Genomic DNA, 13,970 nt, shown 5'->3' on the forward strand with positions numbered 1-13,970 from the left:
GCCGAAGTCTGCGGCGCGGCCGAAGGGCCGCCGTGATGGTGGGTGTGGCTCACGTCGCGACCAGGATGCGGCTCGCCTGCGCCCTGCGCAACACGATCTCCACCCCGCCCACCCGGAACATCAGGGGGCCGCCCAGCGGCGCCTGGCGCAGCCGCACGACGCTCTCACCCGGTGTGAAACCCAGGTCGAACAGGCGGCGCACCACCACGTCGTCGTCATCGAAACCGACGACGGTGCGCACCTCGCCCAGCGGTATGGAGTCCAGGGTGCACGTTGACTTGGCGGCGAACGCCCGCGCTGTGGTGCATCGCCGAGCGGCGAACAGTTCCACGAGAGTCATGCGCATTAAGTTAGCACCGCCTTACCTAATTGCCCGGCGGGGGGTCGCCTACCGCCTCGGGGCGAGCGGGCAGGGGCATGTGACCTGGGGCAGACTGGGCGCATGGCCGTGTCACGTCTCTCTGAAGCCAACCGCATCGTCATCCTCTCCGGCGCCGGGCTGTCCACCGCCGCCGGCATCCCGGACTTCCGCGGCCCCGAGGGTCTCTGGACGCGCGACCCCTACGCCGAACTGGTCTCCACCCTCTCCTGGTACCTCAGCGACGAGGACGTCCGGAAGGCGGCCTGGCGCCGCCGCGCCATGCCCGAGGCCTGGAACGCCCGTCCCACGAACGCGCACCACGCCGTCGTCGGCCTGGAGAAGCAGGGCCGGCTGCGGGCGATCATCACGCAAAACACCGACGGCCTCCACCAGCTGGCCGGCTCCAGCCCCGAACTGGTGCACGAGGTCCACGGCAGCATGCGCACGTGGCGCTGCGAGATGTGCGGGAAGACCGGCCCGATGGAGGAGATGGTCGCCCACGTCAACGCCGGCGACCCGGATCCCCGCTGCCCGGAGTGCGGCGGCATCACCCGCGCCACCGTCATCCTCTTCGAGGAGGTCCTGGAGCCCGACGTCATGGAGGCCTCGCTGCAGGCGGTCGAAGACTGCGACGCGATCGTCGCCGTGGGCACGTCGCTCGGCGTCTACCCCGTGGCTGGGCTGTTCCCCACTGCCATCTCCCACGGGGCGTACGGCGTGATCGTCAACGCCTCCGAGACCCCCATGGACGACCTCGCACACCAGGTCGTCCGGGGCCGGCTCGACGACGTCCTGCCCGATCTGCTGACCACCGAGCCCTGAACCCCGACGCGTATTAGGGTTGCTCAATCACTCTGACCCGAAGGGGGCCTGAGATGGCGCAGCAGGCGGAGGTCACCGTCGAACTGGTTCTGCGAGCCGTCGAACAGGTTCCGAGGGGGTCGGTCGTGTCGTACGGCGACATCGCGGAACTCGTCGGCACCTCCGCGCGCAGGGTCGGCACCATCATGGCCACCCGCGGCGGCGAGGTGAGTTGGTGGCGGGTCACCAACCGCGACGGGGAACTCCCCGTCCACCTGCTGCCCCTGGCCCGCAAGCAGTGGGCGCGTGAGGGGATCAGCAGCGAGCCCGGCCGCTGCCGCATCGACCGGCACCGGGCGGACCTGATGCAGTTGGCCTGCGCCTACGCCGACGCGGCTGCCGAACTCATCGTCTGATCCCTTCGGGCGCCCCGTCCGAGGGCCGAGCGAGCGTGGGATGATGGGCGCATGCTGATTCCGCTGGACATCCAGCTCCTCGAGACCGCGGAGGCGACGCCGCTGTGGCCCCTCCTCCTGTTGGGCGCGGCGGCGGCTCTGGTCATCTTCTTCATCATCGTGGAGCTCGCCCGGATCCTGCGGCGCCGACCCCCCGTCGCGGGTTCACGGGAGGATGCTGACGATGCGTCGCCCGACGATCGCTCATAGCTCAACACCCCGTGCGGCGTTTCCCATCGTTGTCGGGGAGAATGGTCTGAGGTCTGATCACTTCCGGCCTGGCAGGAGGGGCGATGTTCAACACTGAGACACCAGTTTCCGCGGGCATGACGCAGGCATCCGTGCGCACGGGCAACCTCGCGCTCGTGCTGGGCGAAGTGCTGGCGAACAGCGGTTCCGTCTCCCGCGCAGACATCGCCGGCCGGTTGGGGATGACACGCTCCACGGTGTCCAGGCTGGTCGACGACCTCATCATCGGCGAGCTTGTCGTGGAGGGCGAGGCCGTCGGTGGGTCGCGGGGCCGCCCGGCCGTCCCGCTCAAGATCCGCCCCGGCACAGTCTTCGCCCTCGGTCTCGAGGTCAACGTCGAGCGCATGGTCGCCACCCTCGTCGACCTGACCGGAGAGGTGCAGGCGGAGCGCTACATCGACATCGATGTCGAGTCGTTCAGCGTCGAGGAGGGCATGGCCCGGCTCTCCGACATCGCCAGGGAAACACTCAAGGACGTGCCCGAAGGAGCCCGGGTCTCCGGCGCGCTCCTCGCCATCCCAGGTCTGGTCGACAGGGAGGGCCAACGCGTTCTGCGCGCACCCAACCTCGCGTGGGAAGGGGTCGAGCCCGGCCTCCACTGGGACGTGGAGGTGGCCGGTGCCCGGCTGGGGCTCACCGTGCGCAACGACGTCGACTGTTCCGCGCTCACCGTGCTGCGGGAGAACCCGGGGTCGTCGTTCCTCTACGTCACCGGCGAGGTGGGCATCGGCGCGTCCATCTCGCTGGATGGTCAGTTGATGAGCGGTCGGCACGGCTGGGCCAGCGAGCTCGGCCACATCTGCGTCGATCCCGACGGCGAGCTCTGTGGTTGCGGCGCCCGCGGGTGCCTCGAGACGGTGGCCGGCGCCCATGCCGTGTCCAGCCTTGCCGGGCAGCCGGACATCGACGGCGTGGTTGCCGCGCTCGCGGAGGGCGACGCCGTTGCTCAGGCGGCCATCGACACGCTGGCGTCGGCGTTGGGCATCGCCATCGGCGCGGCTCTGAACCTGCTCGATCTCAGCACCGTGCGGTTGGGCGGGCACCTCGCGAGTGTCGGCGAGTGGCTCCGCGAGCCGCTCCAGCGCGAGCTCACCACGCGCGTGCTGTGGGCGCCGCACTCGGGTATCGAGCTGGAACTGGTCGATCACACGCCCCGCCGCGCCGCGATGGGCGCAGGTCTGGCCGCGCTCGGCCCCGTGGTCAGCGGCCCGGCTGCCTGGGTGGACCCGCTCCTCGAGCGCTAATCAAGCCGGCACGCGGCCGTCCCGCCGGGCAACCGGTAGCGGTTGCGAGCCACGATCGCGTACACCTTCTGCGCCACCCAGCGGATCCCGGGCAGGCGCAGGACGCCCCCCACCAGCGGCCAGGGGAACCTCGACTCGCGGAACACGACGGCGACAGCGTCACTGCCCACGTGCGCGCTGCCGTCGATATCCACGACGTGAAGACTCTCCGCACACTTGTCCACAGTGAGGTTGTGGACAGCGAGGTCCACACGCTGAAAAGCGGTCACAGTCACCTGTGCGCGGAACCACGGCGTCTGCGTGGCGAGGGCTGATGTGGTACAGAAGCCACAGTCCTCGTCGTAGAGGACCAGCGGCCGGGTCAGCCGGGGGTTGTCCACGGAGTTATCCCCAGCCCGTGCCGACTCGTTCAGATGCTCATCCATGCTTGTCCTGCCCGTTTGAGTACGAACTCCCGTGAGTCTCCACTGTACGTGGCAACGAAGCTGTGGATAACCCCCGCGTCAGTTGTCCCGGGGGTTGACGTGGGGGTCTTCGCGCCTGTCACTGAGCGTGTCGTCGTCTGGTGTCGAGCCGTCGGACGCCGGATCGGCCTCGGCTTCACCGCGGGAGTTGTCCCCCGAGTTGTCCACAGGCTCTTCGCGGTCGTCGACGCGGCGCTGGCGCGCCCACCACCACAACCCCGCCCCGATGAGGATCATCGGCAGGGAGAGCCACTGACCCATGCTGAGACCCAGCCCGAGGATGCCCAGTTGCGCATCCGGCTCGCGCCAGAATTCGGCGATGAACCGGAAGACGCCGTAGCCGGCGAGGAAGGCGGCCGTGACCTGGCCGCGGAAGCGCGGCTTGCGGGCGTAGAACCACAGCAGGACGAAGAGGAGGATGCCTTCGAGGAGCATCTGGTAGAGCTGCGACGGGTGCCTGGGCACGTCTCCGCCCGTGGGGAAGATCATGGCCCACGGCAGCGATTCGGGGGCCGGCCTGCCCCAGAGTTCACCGTTGATGAAGTTGCCGAAACGCCCAGCCGCGAGGCCGATGGGCACGGACGGCGCGAGGAAGTCGCCCACCTGGAGGAAGGGCCGCTTCTTGCGCCACGCGTACCAGGCCAGACCGAGGACGACGCCGATCGCGCCGCCGTGGAAGCTCATGCCGCCGTCCCACACCCTGATGATCTCCAACGGGTTCTGCAGGTGGTAGCCGTTGGTGTAGAAGAGGGAGTAGCCCAGGCGGCCGCCCACGATGACGCCGATGATCGACGCGAGGAGAATGTCCTCGATGTCGGCCGACGACCACGGCTGGGGCTTCGTGATGGAGCGGTAGGGCTCGTGCGCCAGACGACGCCGCATCAGACCGTACGCCATGCCGAACGCGAGCAGGTACATGATCGCGTACCAGTGGATCTTGAGGCCGAAGAGGTTGAGGGCCACGGGATCGAAGTCCGGGAACGTCAGCACGAGGGGGTTCACGCGCCAAGCTTCCCATATCCGCCAAGGCGGGCCCGCCGCGCAGCCGACCCTCGCGATCGGTCCCCCGTGCGCGCGAAAGAAATGTCGGAGGCGAGCGGCAGAGTAGTTCACATGAACGAATTGGTGACCGACACCGGTATCTCAGACCTGCTGCTGATCTTCTCCGTCAAGTCGCATCTCATCGCGATGCGTCCCGAGCTCGATGGCCAGATCACCGTCGACGACGACCGGCCGAGGCTGTCGTTCGTCACGCCCAGGGGCGCCGTCGTCGTCGCCAAGAGCGAATGCACCCGCGGCGGGACGTGGACGGTCAGCGGGCCGGGCATCGGCGTGAAGTCGCCTCGCCCGTCACCGGCGGAGTTGTCCGCGGCAGCCCTCGTGTCCTACGAACGCGCCAGGAGCGGCGCACCGCGAGCGGCCTGATCGGGGCTCAGAGGGCGCCGACGGCCTTGAAGGTGCTGTCCAGCGCGGAGCGCACGGGCTGAGCCTGACGCATCGCGATGCCACCCAGCAGGAAGTCGATGACACTCAGCTGAGCGATCCGGCTGGCCATCGCACCCAGGCGGAAGGCCGGCTCCTTGGAGCGGTACGTGAGCACGGTGTCGGCGAGCAGACCCAACGGAGACTGGTCGTCGCTGGTGATCGCAACCACCTTCACGCCACGGGAAGCAGCCATCCGGAGAGGCTCCACCACGTCGGCGGTGTGGCCGGTGTGCGAGATACCCACCACCACGTCGCCGCGGCCACGCAGCGCCAGGGCGGTCACTGCCGCGTGCCTGTCTGCCTGCACCCAGGCGTTGTAGCCGAATCGCTGCAGCTTGTGGACCAGGTCAGCCGCGATCAGCCCGCTTCCCGCGATACCCACGACGTCGATCTTCTCAGCGCTGGAAAGGGTGCGGACTGCAGACTTGAGCGCGTTGAGGTCGAGCGCGGAGAGGGTCTCTTCGATCGAGTTGGCGTGCGCGTGGGCCACCTTGGCGGCGATGTCGCACAAGGAGTCGTCCTCACCCACGATGCCCGCGGTCATGGGCCGTCCGGTGCGGCCGGCCTCGGCGCCGGCAGCCATCGCCAGACCGACGCGGAGCTGGGGGTAACCAGCCAGGCCCACGCGCTTGGAGAAGCGGACGACTGTGGGTGCAGACACGCCGCAGCGCTCGGCGAGTGCGGAGATCGACTCCCGCGCCACGGCGGCCGGATCCGTCAGCACCGCCTCGGCGACACGTCGTTCGGCGGGGCGCAGATTGGGCAACATTGTCTCAATCCGTGCCACCAGCCCAGAGGGGGAGTTCACGTCGGGGGAAGGCATGGCGCAATAGTAGCCCTCACGGGCATATGTCAAGTACATACCGACCTCGGCGCGCCTGACAGGATTTACCGCCGGCCCACCACATTTCAACGCTCTGCAACGGCCCCCGCGGCCCCTGAGAGGCCCGCCGGCCAGGCCACGTACCTAGTCATCAGCACCTGCCAGGCTGGCACCCGGACATGAAACTTCTTGTGACGCCACGCGGGCCCGCTGAGAAAAATGAGCCTCCTTACTTAGACGCTCCTGGTATGCCAAACTGAAGTTCGTCAGGGCGAAGATACGAGTTTGTTAACATCTCAGCATGTCCGTGTCGGCGCTCTCGACGAGCAATCAGAACTACCTCAAGGCCATCTGGAGCCTGGGCGAATGGTCTGATGACCCCGTCACCACCTCTGCCGTAGCGGCCCGCGTCGGCGTGCGGATGTCCACGGCCTCCGATGCGGTGCGTCGGCTAGGCGAACTCGGCCTGGTCGAGCACACTCCCTACGGGTCGATGACCCTCACGGACGAGGGCCGCACGCATGCGGTGGCCATGGTCAGGCGACACCGTCTCATTGAGACGTTCCTCGTGGAAGTACTCGCCTACCGCTGGGATCAGGTGCACGAGGAGGCAGACCACCTCGAGCACGCCGTCTCGGATTTCATGGTGGAACGCATCGCGGAGCACCTGGGACACCCCGACCGTGACCCGCACGGCGACCCCATTCCCAACGCCGACGGCAGCATCCTGCAACTGGACGCCGTCGCCCTCACCGACCTCGGCACCGGCCACCCCGCCCGGGTGGAGCGGATCTCCGACGACGACCCCGCCCTGCTGCAGTTCTTCGCCGAGCACGGCATCGGGGTGGGCACCGTGCTGGAGGCCAGGCCCGGCCTCCCCTATTCGGGCGGCATCGAGATCATCGTCGACAGCGCCGACGAGACGCTGACTCTCGGCCGGGCCGCGACGGATTCCGTCTGGGTCACGCCCTAGGTCAACCGACCAGCCCGAGCTGCATCGCCAACAGGGCCACGTTGAGCGCGACGATCGCCCCCGCCACCAGCCAGCCCGCAGCGGTCAGGGCCGTCGTATTGCGGTAGGCGCCCATGAGTTTCCTGCGCGAGGTGAGCCACACCAGCGGCACCACGGCGAAGGGGATCCCGAAGGACAGCACCACCTGGCTCAGCACCAGCGCCGCCGTGGGATCGACACCGGCCGCCAGCACCAGAACCGCCGGGATCATCGTCAGCAGCCGACGGGTGAGGAGGCTGAGCCTGGTGCGGAAGAGGCCGCCGAGGATGTCACTTCCGGCGTAGGAGCCCACCGCCGTGGAGGCCAAGCCCGAGGCCAAGAGCGCGATGGCGAACATGGAACCGGCAGTGGCCCCCAGCGCGTTCTGGATAGCGAGGTGCGCGCCTTCCAAGCTGTCGGTGCCGGGGACGCCCGGCAGCACGGTCGCGGCCACCAGGAGCATCACCAGATTGACCGAACCGGCGATGCTCAGCGCGATGGTGACGTCGACACGGGTGGCGCGGATCAGCCGGCGCGCGGGGATCTCGGTGTGGGCGAACCGGTCGCGCGCCAGCGACGAGTGCGCGTAGATCGCGTGCGGCATGACGGTGGCGCCCATGATGCTGGCGGCCAGCAGGACCGACTGGGTACCGTCGAACCTCGGTAACAGCCCTCCCGCGACCTGCGCAGCCTCGGGCGGCGAGATCACCAAGCCGTAACAGAAGCCGATCACGATGATGGCCATCAGAGCGATGATGCTGAACTCGAAGGCCTTGGCCCCGCGTTCCGACTGGACGAGGAGCAGCACCGTCGAGACCGCCCCGGTGATGACGGCCCCGGCCACCAGTGGGATGTCGAAGAGGATCCAGAGCGCAACGGCCCCACCGATGATCTCGGCGATGTCAGTGGCCACGGCCACGAACTGGGCCTGAATGCCGTAGAGGACCCTGCCGGTGCGGGTGCCGATCCGCTCGCCGAGGAGTTCGGCCATGCTGCGGCCCGTGGCGAGCCCGAGTTTGGCTGACATGTACTGCACCAGCCACGCCGCGACGTTGGCCACCACCAACACCCACACCAGCAGGTACCCGAAGTGGGCGCCGGCCGACATGTTGACCGCGACATTGCCGGGGTCGAGGTAGGCCACTCCCGCAACAAGGGCGGGTCCCAACAGCCAGGCCGGGCGGCCCGCGTTCAGCGAAACCGACCTTTCCTCGGTCTTCAGCACCTGTGACCCTGTCACCCCGACCTCCGACATCCTTGGCATGTATGTTCGTTGCGCCGAAGTCTAGGTCAAGAGGAACCGAAACACCTTACGCGTGGCGGACGAATATGTGCGTCACGGGTCGGGGACAGGTGCGTAGCCAGTAGCGGCCACAAACTCCTCATACATTGTGGGTGCGACAGACTCGTCGTTGCGGCGGATGTCACGCGCCTCGGCTGGGTCTGCCGCAAGATCGAAGACCTGGACGAGCTCACTGCCCGGCCCACACGGTTGCCCCACCGGCTCACTGAACCCGCCGGAGCCGCTGCCATAGATCACCTTGGCTGACGCAGAGCGCAGAAGGAGCCGACCATCGTATGCCTGGGCACCCACCAAGTCCTGTTCGGTTCGGTCCCCCAAGGCGACACCGTCTGCTGGAGGAGTCGCGGCGACGCCCGCGCAGCGGCTGATCGTCGGCAACAGGTCCAGCAGGCTCACCAACGCGCGAGATTCCGCGCCGACGTCGAACCCGGGCCCGGTGATCACGAGCGGTACCCGGTGGCCGGCCTCGTACGCGTCGGCCTTCTGCCCTCGCCAGGCGCCGTTGGGGCGATGGATGACCACGTCGCCGTCTTCCGGGAAGATCATCGGCGCGCCGTTGTCGCTGGTCACGATCACCAGGGTCTGGGCCAGAACGTCGTCGGGGAGCACCCCCAGCAGCTCGCCGACCATCCAGTCGAAGAGATGGATGCTGTCGCCCCTGGCGCCGGCATCGGAGGTTCCGCGCACGAACCCAGGCGGCACACAGGGACGGTGTGGGGACGCCGCGGCGACATAGGCAAAGAATGGACGCTCGTCGGGCTCCTTCAGCCACTCCTGCGCGGCGCGGGTGACGGCCACGTCAACTTGGTCGTCCTCCCACCCCGGCACCATGAGCCCGGGGCGTTGCGAGGTGATCAGCGGCTGCTTCTCCAGCGTGGGGATGCCGACGGTACGGTTCTGGTCCAGGAAACAGTAGGGCGGCATGTCGAGCGACCCGGCAATGCCGAAATAGCGCTCGAATCCGTGCTCGAGTGGCCCGTTGTCGAACGCGACGGTGTAGTCGATGTCGCGGCCGTCGCCCTGCATATCCGGAGCGAAGCCAGGATCGAAGGCTGCTGGGCGTGAACCGTCCGTGCGCTGCCAGTCGAGACCGAGGTGCCACTTCCCGAAGGCTCCCGTGCGGTAGCCCTCAGCCTGCAACACCGATGCGATCGTCGGGACGTCGTCGGCGATGATGCACGGATCTGCTCCGCCCAGCACGCCCGCCTTCAGGGGGCTGCGCCAGGGGTGGCGCCCCGTCAGCAGGCCGTATCGGGACGGGGTGCACACCGACGATGCGGCGTGAGCGTCCCAATAGGACGTGCCGCGCGCCGCTAGCGCATCGATGTTCGGCGTGCGCACCCTCGTCGCCCCGAAGCAGCCGAGGTCGCCCCAGCCGAGGTCGTCGGCCAGGATGACGAGCACATGGGGGCGCGAGGTGCGGTTCATCGGCCGGCCAGCCCCACCGTCGCGATGCCCTTGACCAGGTGCTTCTGCAGGATGATCACCACGATCATGGTGGGCGCGATCGCGATGACGGATGCGGCCAGGATCAGGTTCCAGGCTGCGCCGCGTTCACCGAAGAAGGTCTGGAGCCCGAGGCTCACGTTGCCCAATCCCTCGATGTCGTTGACCACGATCAACGGCCACAGGAAGCTGTTCCAGTAGGTGATGAACGTCCACACGCCGAGCACGGCCATGGACGGGCGCGCCAGCGGCAGGATGATCCGCAGGAACGTCTGCCAGTGGCTGCAGCCGTCCACCCTGGAGGCCTCCACCAGTTCGTACGGCAGGCTCATGAAGAACTGGCGCAGCAAGAAGGTTCCGAACGCGCCGAAGGCCCAGGGCAGGATGAGGGCCTGCCAGGAGTTGATCCAGCCGAGTCGCTGCATGAGCAGGAACATGGGGATGACGAGGACTTCCTGCGGGATCATCAGCGTGGCCAGGTAACCCAGCAGGGTCACGTCGCGGCCTCGCCAGCGGAGGATGCCGAAGGAGTAGGCCGCCAGCGCGCTGGCGGCCAGCACGACGAGGGTGCCGCCCAGCGACTGGATGACACCGTTGAGGATGTACTTGCCGAACGGCGCGTAGTCGAACACCTCGGTGTAGTTCGCCCAGCGGATCTCCGAGCCGAACAGCGACGGCGGCTGGCTGAAGATCTCGCCTGCCGGCTTCAGGGAAGAGGTGATGGTGTAGATCACCGGGAAGATGAACACGACGGCGGCGACGAACAGAAGCGCCTCGTTGAGCACCGGTCCTGCGATGCGTCGGCGCCGGCGAACGGTGGGGATGGTTTCACTGGTCATAGCTGACCCACTTCTTCTGGCCGAGCCACTGCAGCGCGGTGACCACGAGGATGAGTGCGAACAGGATCATGGCTGGCGCAGCTGCGGCACCGAGCTGCCCACCCTGGAACGCCTTCTGGTAGACGTCCATCACGACGGTGACTGTTGCGTTGCCCGGCCCACCGGCCGTCATGACGTAGGGCTGGTTGAAGATCTGGAACGCCTGGATGATCGTGATCGTGGTGGCGAAGAAGATGGCCGGCGTCATGAGGGGCAGCTTCACCCGGAACAGCGTGGACCAGAAGCCGGCACCGTCGATCTTCGCTGCGTCGAGCACCGAATCCGGCAGTTGGTCGATGGCCGCGGAAAAGATGAGGGTGTTGTAGCCGAGGCCATTCCAGATCACGACCAACACCACGGCCATCAGCGCGGTGCTGTTGGTGGCCAGAAGATTCGGCATCTGGATGCCAACGGATTGGGCGAGGTAATCGATGATGCCCCCGGGCTGGTAGAGCATCTTCCAGATGATCGACGTGGCCACGCTGGGCGTCACGACGGGAAGGAAGAACAGCACTCGGTAGACGTGGCTGATCCGGCTCGTGGAGATCCAGAACGCCATCGCCAGCGTCAGCACCAGGTTCAGGGGAACGACCACGATGGTGAAGACGATGGTGTTGATGAGGGCGGCCGGGAAAGCGTTGCCGCGGGCGAAGAGATTCCTGTAGTTGTCCCATCCCGCGAACGTGACATCGCCGAAAGTCGGCCAGTGGAAGAAGCTCGTGGCGATCGCGAGGATCGTCGGGACCAGCACGAAGAGCGTCAGGCCGATGGCGCTGGGGGTCAGGAACCCGAGGGCGGCACGTTTCTCGTGGGGCCTGGAGCGGGGGCCCCGGCTGTTGCCAACCGGGGCCTCCTCTTCCCTGACCGAACGGTCACGGACGGGGGATGAGACGGTCACGTCAGTTGCCCGCCGACGCCTGAACGTTGTCGAGGGTTGCCTCCGGGGTGGCGCTGCCGGTGTAGGCCAGGATGAACTCGCGGGCGATGGACTTGGTGACCGCGTCCCAGTTCGAGGTGGGCACGAACGGCACGGCGCCCTTGCTGCTTTCCTCGACGACCAGGCGGGCCTGCTCCGAGTATCCGGGGTTGTCACCGTCGACAGCGGCGGCCAGGCCCTCGTAGAAGAGGTCGGCCGGCGCAAGACGGCCAGGCATGGTGCCGGAGGTGGCGGTCTTCTCCTGGCCGTCAGCACCGGTGATGATCGCGATGGCCTGGGCCGCTTCCTTCTTGTTCTCGCAGGACTTGGCGATGCCGAACCCGGAGTTGGCGGAGAACGAGGACACGCCGCCATCCCCGATGGGGAGGGTGGTCACGCCGACCGGGAACGTGGCTTCCTTGGCGTCGGAGGCCAGGTTCCAGGTGCCGTCGACGGCCATCGCAGCGTTGCCGGCGACGAACTGCTGCTCGCCCCAGGGAACATCGGAGGAACTGGCCGGAACGAGCGCAACGCCCTGTTCTGTGGCGAGACCGGTGTACCAGGTGAACGCTTCGCGCATGGCGTCGGTGGTGAGTTCCAACGTGCCGCCATCGGAGACGGGGCGGGCACCGTTGTAAGCGAGCAGCTGCGAGAACATGTGGAGATCCGAGAAGCTCTGTCCGAAGGCCGGCTTGCCGGTCTTCTCCGTAATGGTCTTGGCGGCGGCCTCGAAGTCCTCGACCGTCCAGCCGGGCTCCGGCTCGTCGACGCCCGCGGCGGCGAAGAGATCCTTGTTGTAGTACAGCGCCATGGTGGAGATGCCGTAGGGCATGGCGTACTGCTTGCCGTCGAGCTGCAGGGCCTTGAGCGCGGCGGGGTTCCATTCTTCGGGGTCGAATCCTTCGGCTGCCATCAATTCATCAATGGGCTCCAGGGCCTCGGCGAAGGCGGGCAGCCGCAGGCTCTGCATGCTGACAATGCAGGGAGCGGAATTGCTGGCGAGCTGAGACTGGAGCTTGGTGAAGTAGTCGGCGAACGGCGGGCTGGTGAGCTTCACGGTGATGTTGGAATGCTCAGCGGTGACGTCCTCGGCGAGGCCCTGCCACATCTTGTTGCCGTCATCGCCCTGGTTCCAGAAGCCCCAGTCGAGCGTGACGGCTTGCCCTTCCTGGGACGACTCTTCTTCGTTTCCGGTGGGGCTGGCGTTCGAGCCGCATGCAGCCAACCCGAGGGCAGCCGCGAGAGTGACGGCACCGATGCCGACAAGGTTAAGCTTCATTGCTTCCTCCTAGATACAAGGTAGGTTTAATTTGCCTCCGAATTAAGTGGTTGTCAAGTGGGGTTGCCGAATTCCTGCCGGTACGCGACACAATGGCCGCAGGCACCTGAGGGGAGAAGGTCAATGGAGCCGTTCGGACGGGGTGGTCAAGCTTCACGGGGCCAACTGCTAGCCAGCTTGGCGAGCGAGCCCAACCAGAGCCGCAGTGATCTCGTGGCCCGGCTGGGTCTCGGCCCCGCAACAGTGAGCACGCAGGTGCGACGGCTGATCGACATGGGCATCCTGCGCGAGGGGGCGGCGCAGATCCTCGGGTCGGGTCGCCCCCGAGTGCCGCTCGAGGTGGTGCCAGACGCCGGCCGCGTCGTAGGAGTGGGGATCAACCCCGGCCAGGCGACCGTGGCAACCGTGGGTCTCGACGGCGCCGCACTCGAGGTGACCACCGTCGAGGTGTCGACCAACTCGCCGCGAGAGCTGAGCAGGGCACTGGGCCGACACGTGAGGCGTCTCGTCGAACAGGATGCTGCCGCCGACTGGTGGGGCTTGTCCGTGGCCATCTCCGGCGTCATCAGCGCCGACGCCACCCGCGTGGCCATCTCCGTGGTGCACGGTTGGCGAGACCTGGGCCTGGCCAGCATGCTGCAGGCCGACAGTGGCATGGACACGTTCCTCGTCAACGACATCGGCGCCCTGGCCTACCGCGAACTCTTCCGGACAGGGGCCGAGAACCCTGCAGACTTCATGCTCGTCTCGCTGGGCTACGGCGTCGGCATGGCCGTGGTCCGAGACCACCACATCCTCAGCGGCCAAAAGGGTGCGTCCACAGAGATCGGCCACGTCTCGGTGGACCCACTCGGGCCCCCCTGTCCGTGCGGGAACACCGGCTGCCTGCAGGTGCTGGTGGGCCTGGGAGACCTCATGAAGTCGATCAGCCGGAGCACCGGCCGGGAGGCCGCCTCCGCCCAGGACCTCGCCGAACTCGCCGCCGCGGCTCCGCGGGCAGGAGCGATCATGGACCGAGCGGGCTACTGGCTCGGGCGCGCCGTCGGCGGCGCCTGCACCATGACCGGGCTCAGCACGGTGCTCCTCACCGGCCAGTCGCTGCCGCTCTGGCCCGCCCTTCAGACCAGTTTCCAGGCTGGACTGGGTGAAACGAGCCCCACCATGGCCATTCCTCCCGCTCTGCAGGTGCGCGAATGGGACGCCTCGGCGGAGGCGATCGGCGCTGCCTCACTCATGATCGCGCGGCGCGTCAATCTCTGACTGGCATTTATTTCG

General features: G+C 67.4%; 16 protein-coding genes. 7 read left to right on the top strand and 9 right to left on the bottom strand.

Features of this window, described 5'->3' with window-relative positions:
- Positions 1–49: 49 nt before the first annotated feature.
- A complete protein-coding gene (locus J7D54_RS13715) occupies positions 50–340 on the bottom strand; it encodes a FeoA family protein (protein ID WP_182763167.1) in 291 nt (96 codons plus the stop codon).
- Between the two features lie 102 nt (positions 341–442).
- On the opposite strand from J7D54_RS13715, the gene J7D54_RS13720 reads away from it, so the two are divergent.
- From J7D54_RS13720 to J7D54_RS13735, 4 genes are all read left to right on the top strand, one after another.
- Positions 443–1,183 (top strand): Sir2 family NAD-dependent protein deacetylase, encoded by a 741-nt coding sequence (locus J7D54_RS13720; protein WP_182763166.1) that lies wholly within the window; start codon positions 443–445, stop codon positions 1,181–1,183.
- A gap of 53 nt (positions 1,184–1,236) precedes the next feature.
- A complete protein-coding gene (locus J7D54_RS13725; RefSeq protein WP_182763165.1) occupies positions 1,237–1,578 on the top strand; it encodes an MGMT family protein in 342 nt (113 codons plus the stop codon).
- A 51-nt stretch (positions 1,579–1,629) separates the two neighbouring features.
- Positions 1,630–1,827, top strand: coding sequence for a hypothetical protein (locus J7D54_RS13730; protein ID WP_182763164.1), 198 nt, complete (start codon positions 1,630–1,632; stop codon positions 1,825–1,827).
- Between the two features lie 116 nt (positions 1,828–1,943).
- The gene (locus J7D54_RS13735) at positions 1,944–3,110 is read left to right on the top strand and encodes an ROK family transcriptional regulator (RefSeq protein WP_182763163.1); all 1,167 of its coding nucleotides are present in this window, start codon (positions 1,944–1,946) and stop codon (positions 3,108–3,110) included.
- Here J7D54_RS13735 and J7D54_RS13740 read toward each other — a convergent pair.
- Positions 3,107–3,535 carry a thiol-disulfide oxidoreductase DCC family protein gene (locus J7D54_RS13740; protein WP_182763162.1) on the bottom strand — a complete coding sequence of 143 codons (429 nt, stop codon included), beginning with the start codon at positions 3,533–3,535 and terminating at the stop codon, positions 3,107–3,109. The two genes, J7D54_RS13735 and J7D54_RS13740, sit on opposite strands and share 4 nt — an antisense overlap.
- A gap of 78 nt (positions 3,536–3,613) precedes the next feature.
- Positions 3,614–4,576 carry a prolipoprotein diacylglyceryl transferase gene (gene lgt, locus J7D54_RS13745; RefSeq protein ID WP_209455153.1) on the bottom strand — a complete coding sequence of 321 codons (963 nt, stop codon included), beginning with the start codon at positions 4,574–4,576 and terminating at the stop codon, positions 3,614–3,616.
- Positions 4,577–4,687: 111 nt separating this feature from the next.
- Between lgt and J7D54_RS13750 the strand changes: the two genes are divergently transcribed.
- Positions 4,688–4,999: a hypothetical protein gene (locus tag J7D54_RS13750; RefSeq protein WP_182763161.1), complete on the top strand. Its 312-nt coding sequence runs from the start codon at positions 4,688–4,690 to the stop codon at positions 4,997–4,999.
- Positions 5,000–5,006: 7 nt separating this feature from the next.
- On the opposite strand, the gene J7D54_RS13755 is transcribed toward J7D54_RS13750, so the two are convergent.
- Positions 5,007–5,921 carry a MurR/RpiR family transcriptional regulator gene (locus J7D54_RS13755; RefSeq protein ID WP_371811024.1) on the bottom strand — a complete coding sequence of 305 codons (915 nt, stop codon included), beginning with the start codon at positions 5,919–5,921 and terminating at the stop codon, positions 5,007–5,009.
- Positions 5,922–6,183: 262 nt separating this feature from the next.
- Here J7D54_RS13755 and J7D54_RS13760 point away from each other — a divergent pair, with 262 nt between their 5' ends.
- Positions 6,184–6,855, top strand: a complete 672-nt coding sequence (locus J7D54_RS13760; protein ID WP_182763159.1) for a metal-dependent transcriptional regulator — start codon at positions 6,184–6,186, stop codon at positions 6,853–6,855.
- Position 6,856: 1 nt separating this feature from the next.
- Here J7D54_RS13760 and J7D54_RS13765 read toward each other — a convergent pair whose 3' ends face one another.
- From J7D54_RS13765 to J7D54_RS13785, 5 genes are all read right to left on the bottom strand, one after another.
- The gene (locus J7D54_RS13765; protein WP_255433587.1) at positions 6,857–8,041 is read right to left on the bottom strand and encodes an Nramp family divalent metal transporter; all 1,185 of its coding nucleotides are present in this window, start codon (positions 8,039–8,041) and stop codon (positions 6,857–6,859) included.
- A 168-nt stretch (positions 8,042–8,209) separates the two neighbouring features.
- Positions 8,210–9,604, bottom strand: a complete 1,395-nt coding sequence (locus J7D54_RS13770; protein WP_209455154.1) for a sulfatase-like hydrolase/transferase — start codon at positions 9,602–9,604, stop codon at positions 8,210–8,212.
- Positions 9,601–10,461: a carbohydrate ABC transporter permease gene (locus J7D54_RS13775; RefSeq protein WP_182763157.1), complete on the bottom strand. Its 861-nt coding sequence runs from the start codon at positions 10,459–10,461 to the stop codon at positions 9,601–9,603. The genes J7D54_RS13770 and J7D54_RS13775 overlap by 4 nt, the downstream gene beginning before the upstream one ends.
- Positions 10,451–11,398, bottom strand: a complete 948-nt coding sequence (locus tag J7D54_RS13780) for a carbohydrate ABC transporter permease (protein ID WP_182763156.1) — start codon at positions 11,396–11,398, stop codon at positions 10,451–10,453. Before J7D54_RS13780 ends, J7D54_RS13775 begins: the two co-directional genes overlap by 11 nt.
- A gap of 1 nt (position 11,399) precedes the next feature.
- Positions 11,400–12,695, bottom strand: a complete 1,296-nt coding sequence (locus tag J7D54_RS13785) for an ABC transporter substrate-binding protein (RefSeq protein WP_182763155.1) — start codon at positions 12,693–12,695, stop codon at positions 11,400–11,402.
- Between the two features lie 123 nt (positions 12,696–12,818).
- Between J7D54_RS13785 and J7D54_RS13790 the strand changes: the two genes are divergently transcribed.
- A complete protein-coding gene (locus J7D54_RS13790) occupies positions 12,819–13,955 on the top strand; it encodes an ROK family transcriptional regulator (protein WP_255433483.1) in 1,137 nt (378 codons plus the stop codon).
- Positions 13,956–13,970 lie beyond the last annotated feature (15 nt).

The sequence above is a fragment of the Tessaracoccus sp. MC1865 genome (assembly GCF_017815535.1).
Lineage (GTDB): Bacteria > Actinomycetota > Actinomycetes > Propionibacteriales > Propionibacteriaceae > Arachnia.

Excerpts from the sequence above, each read along its gene's own strand:
- J7D54_RS13715 (WP_182763167.1), bottom strand. The coding sequence starts at position 340 with ATGACTCTCGTGGAACTGTTCGCCGCTCGGCGATGCACCACAGCGCGG.
- J7D54_RS13720 (WP_182763166.1), top strand. The coding sequence starts at position 443 with ATGGCCGTGTCACGTCTCTCTGAAGCCAACCGCATCGTCATCCTCTCC.
- J7D54_RS13725 (WP_182763165.1), top strand. The coding sequence starts at position 1,237 with ATGGCGCAGCAGGCGGAGGTCACCGTCGAACTGGTTCTGCGAGCCGTC.
- J7D54_RS13730 (WP_182763164.1), top strand. The coding sequence starts at position 1,630 with ATGCTGATTCCGCTGGACATCCAGCTCCTCGAGACCGCGGAGGCGACG.
- J7D54_RS13735 (WP_182763163.1), top strand. The coding sequence starts at position 1,944 with ATGACGCAGGCATCCGTGCGCACGGGCAACCTCGCGCTCGTGCTGGGC.
- J7D54_RS13740 (WP_182763162.1), bottom strand. The coding sequence starts at position 3,535 with ATGGATGAGCATCTGAACGAGTCGGCACGGGCTGGGGATAACTCCGTG.
- J7D54_RS13750 (WP_182763161.1), top strand. The coding sequence starts at position 4,688 with ATGAACGAATTGGTGACCGACACCGGTATCTCAGACCTGCTGCTGATC.
- J7D54_RS13755 (WP_371811024.1), bottom strand. The coding sequence starts at position 5,921 with ATGTACTTGACATATGCCCGTGAGGGCTACTATTGCGCCATGCCTTCC.
- J7D54_RS13760 (WP_182763159.1), top strand. The coding sequence starts at position 6,184 with ATGTCCGTGTCGGCGCTCTCGACGAGCAATCAGAACTACCTCAAGGCC.
- J7D54_RS13770 (WP_209455154.1), bottom strand. The coding sequence starts at position 9,604 with ATGAACCGCACCTCGCGCCCCCATGTGCTCGTCATCCTGGCCGACGAC.
- J7D54_RS13775 (WP_182763157.1), bottom strand. The coding sequence starts at position 10,461 with ATGACCAGTGAAACCATCCCCACCGTTCGCCGGCGCCGACGCATCGCA.
- J7D54_RS13785 (WP_182763155.1), bottom strand. The coding sequence starts at position 12,695 with ATGAAGCTTAACCTTGTCGGCATCGGTGCCGTCACTCTCGCGGCTGCC.
- J7D54_RS13790 (WP_255433483.1), top strand. The coding sequence starts at position 12,819 with ATGGAGCCGTTCGGACGGGGTGGTCAAGCTTCACGGGGCCAACTGCTA.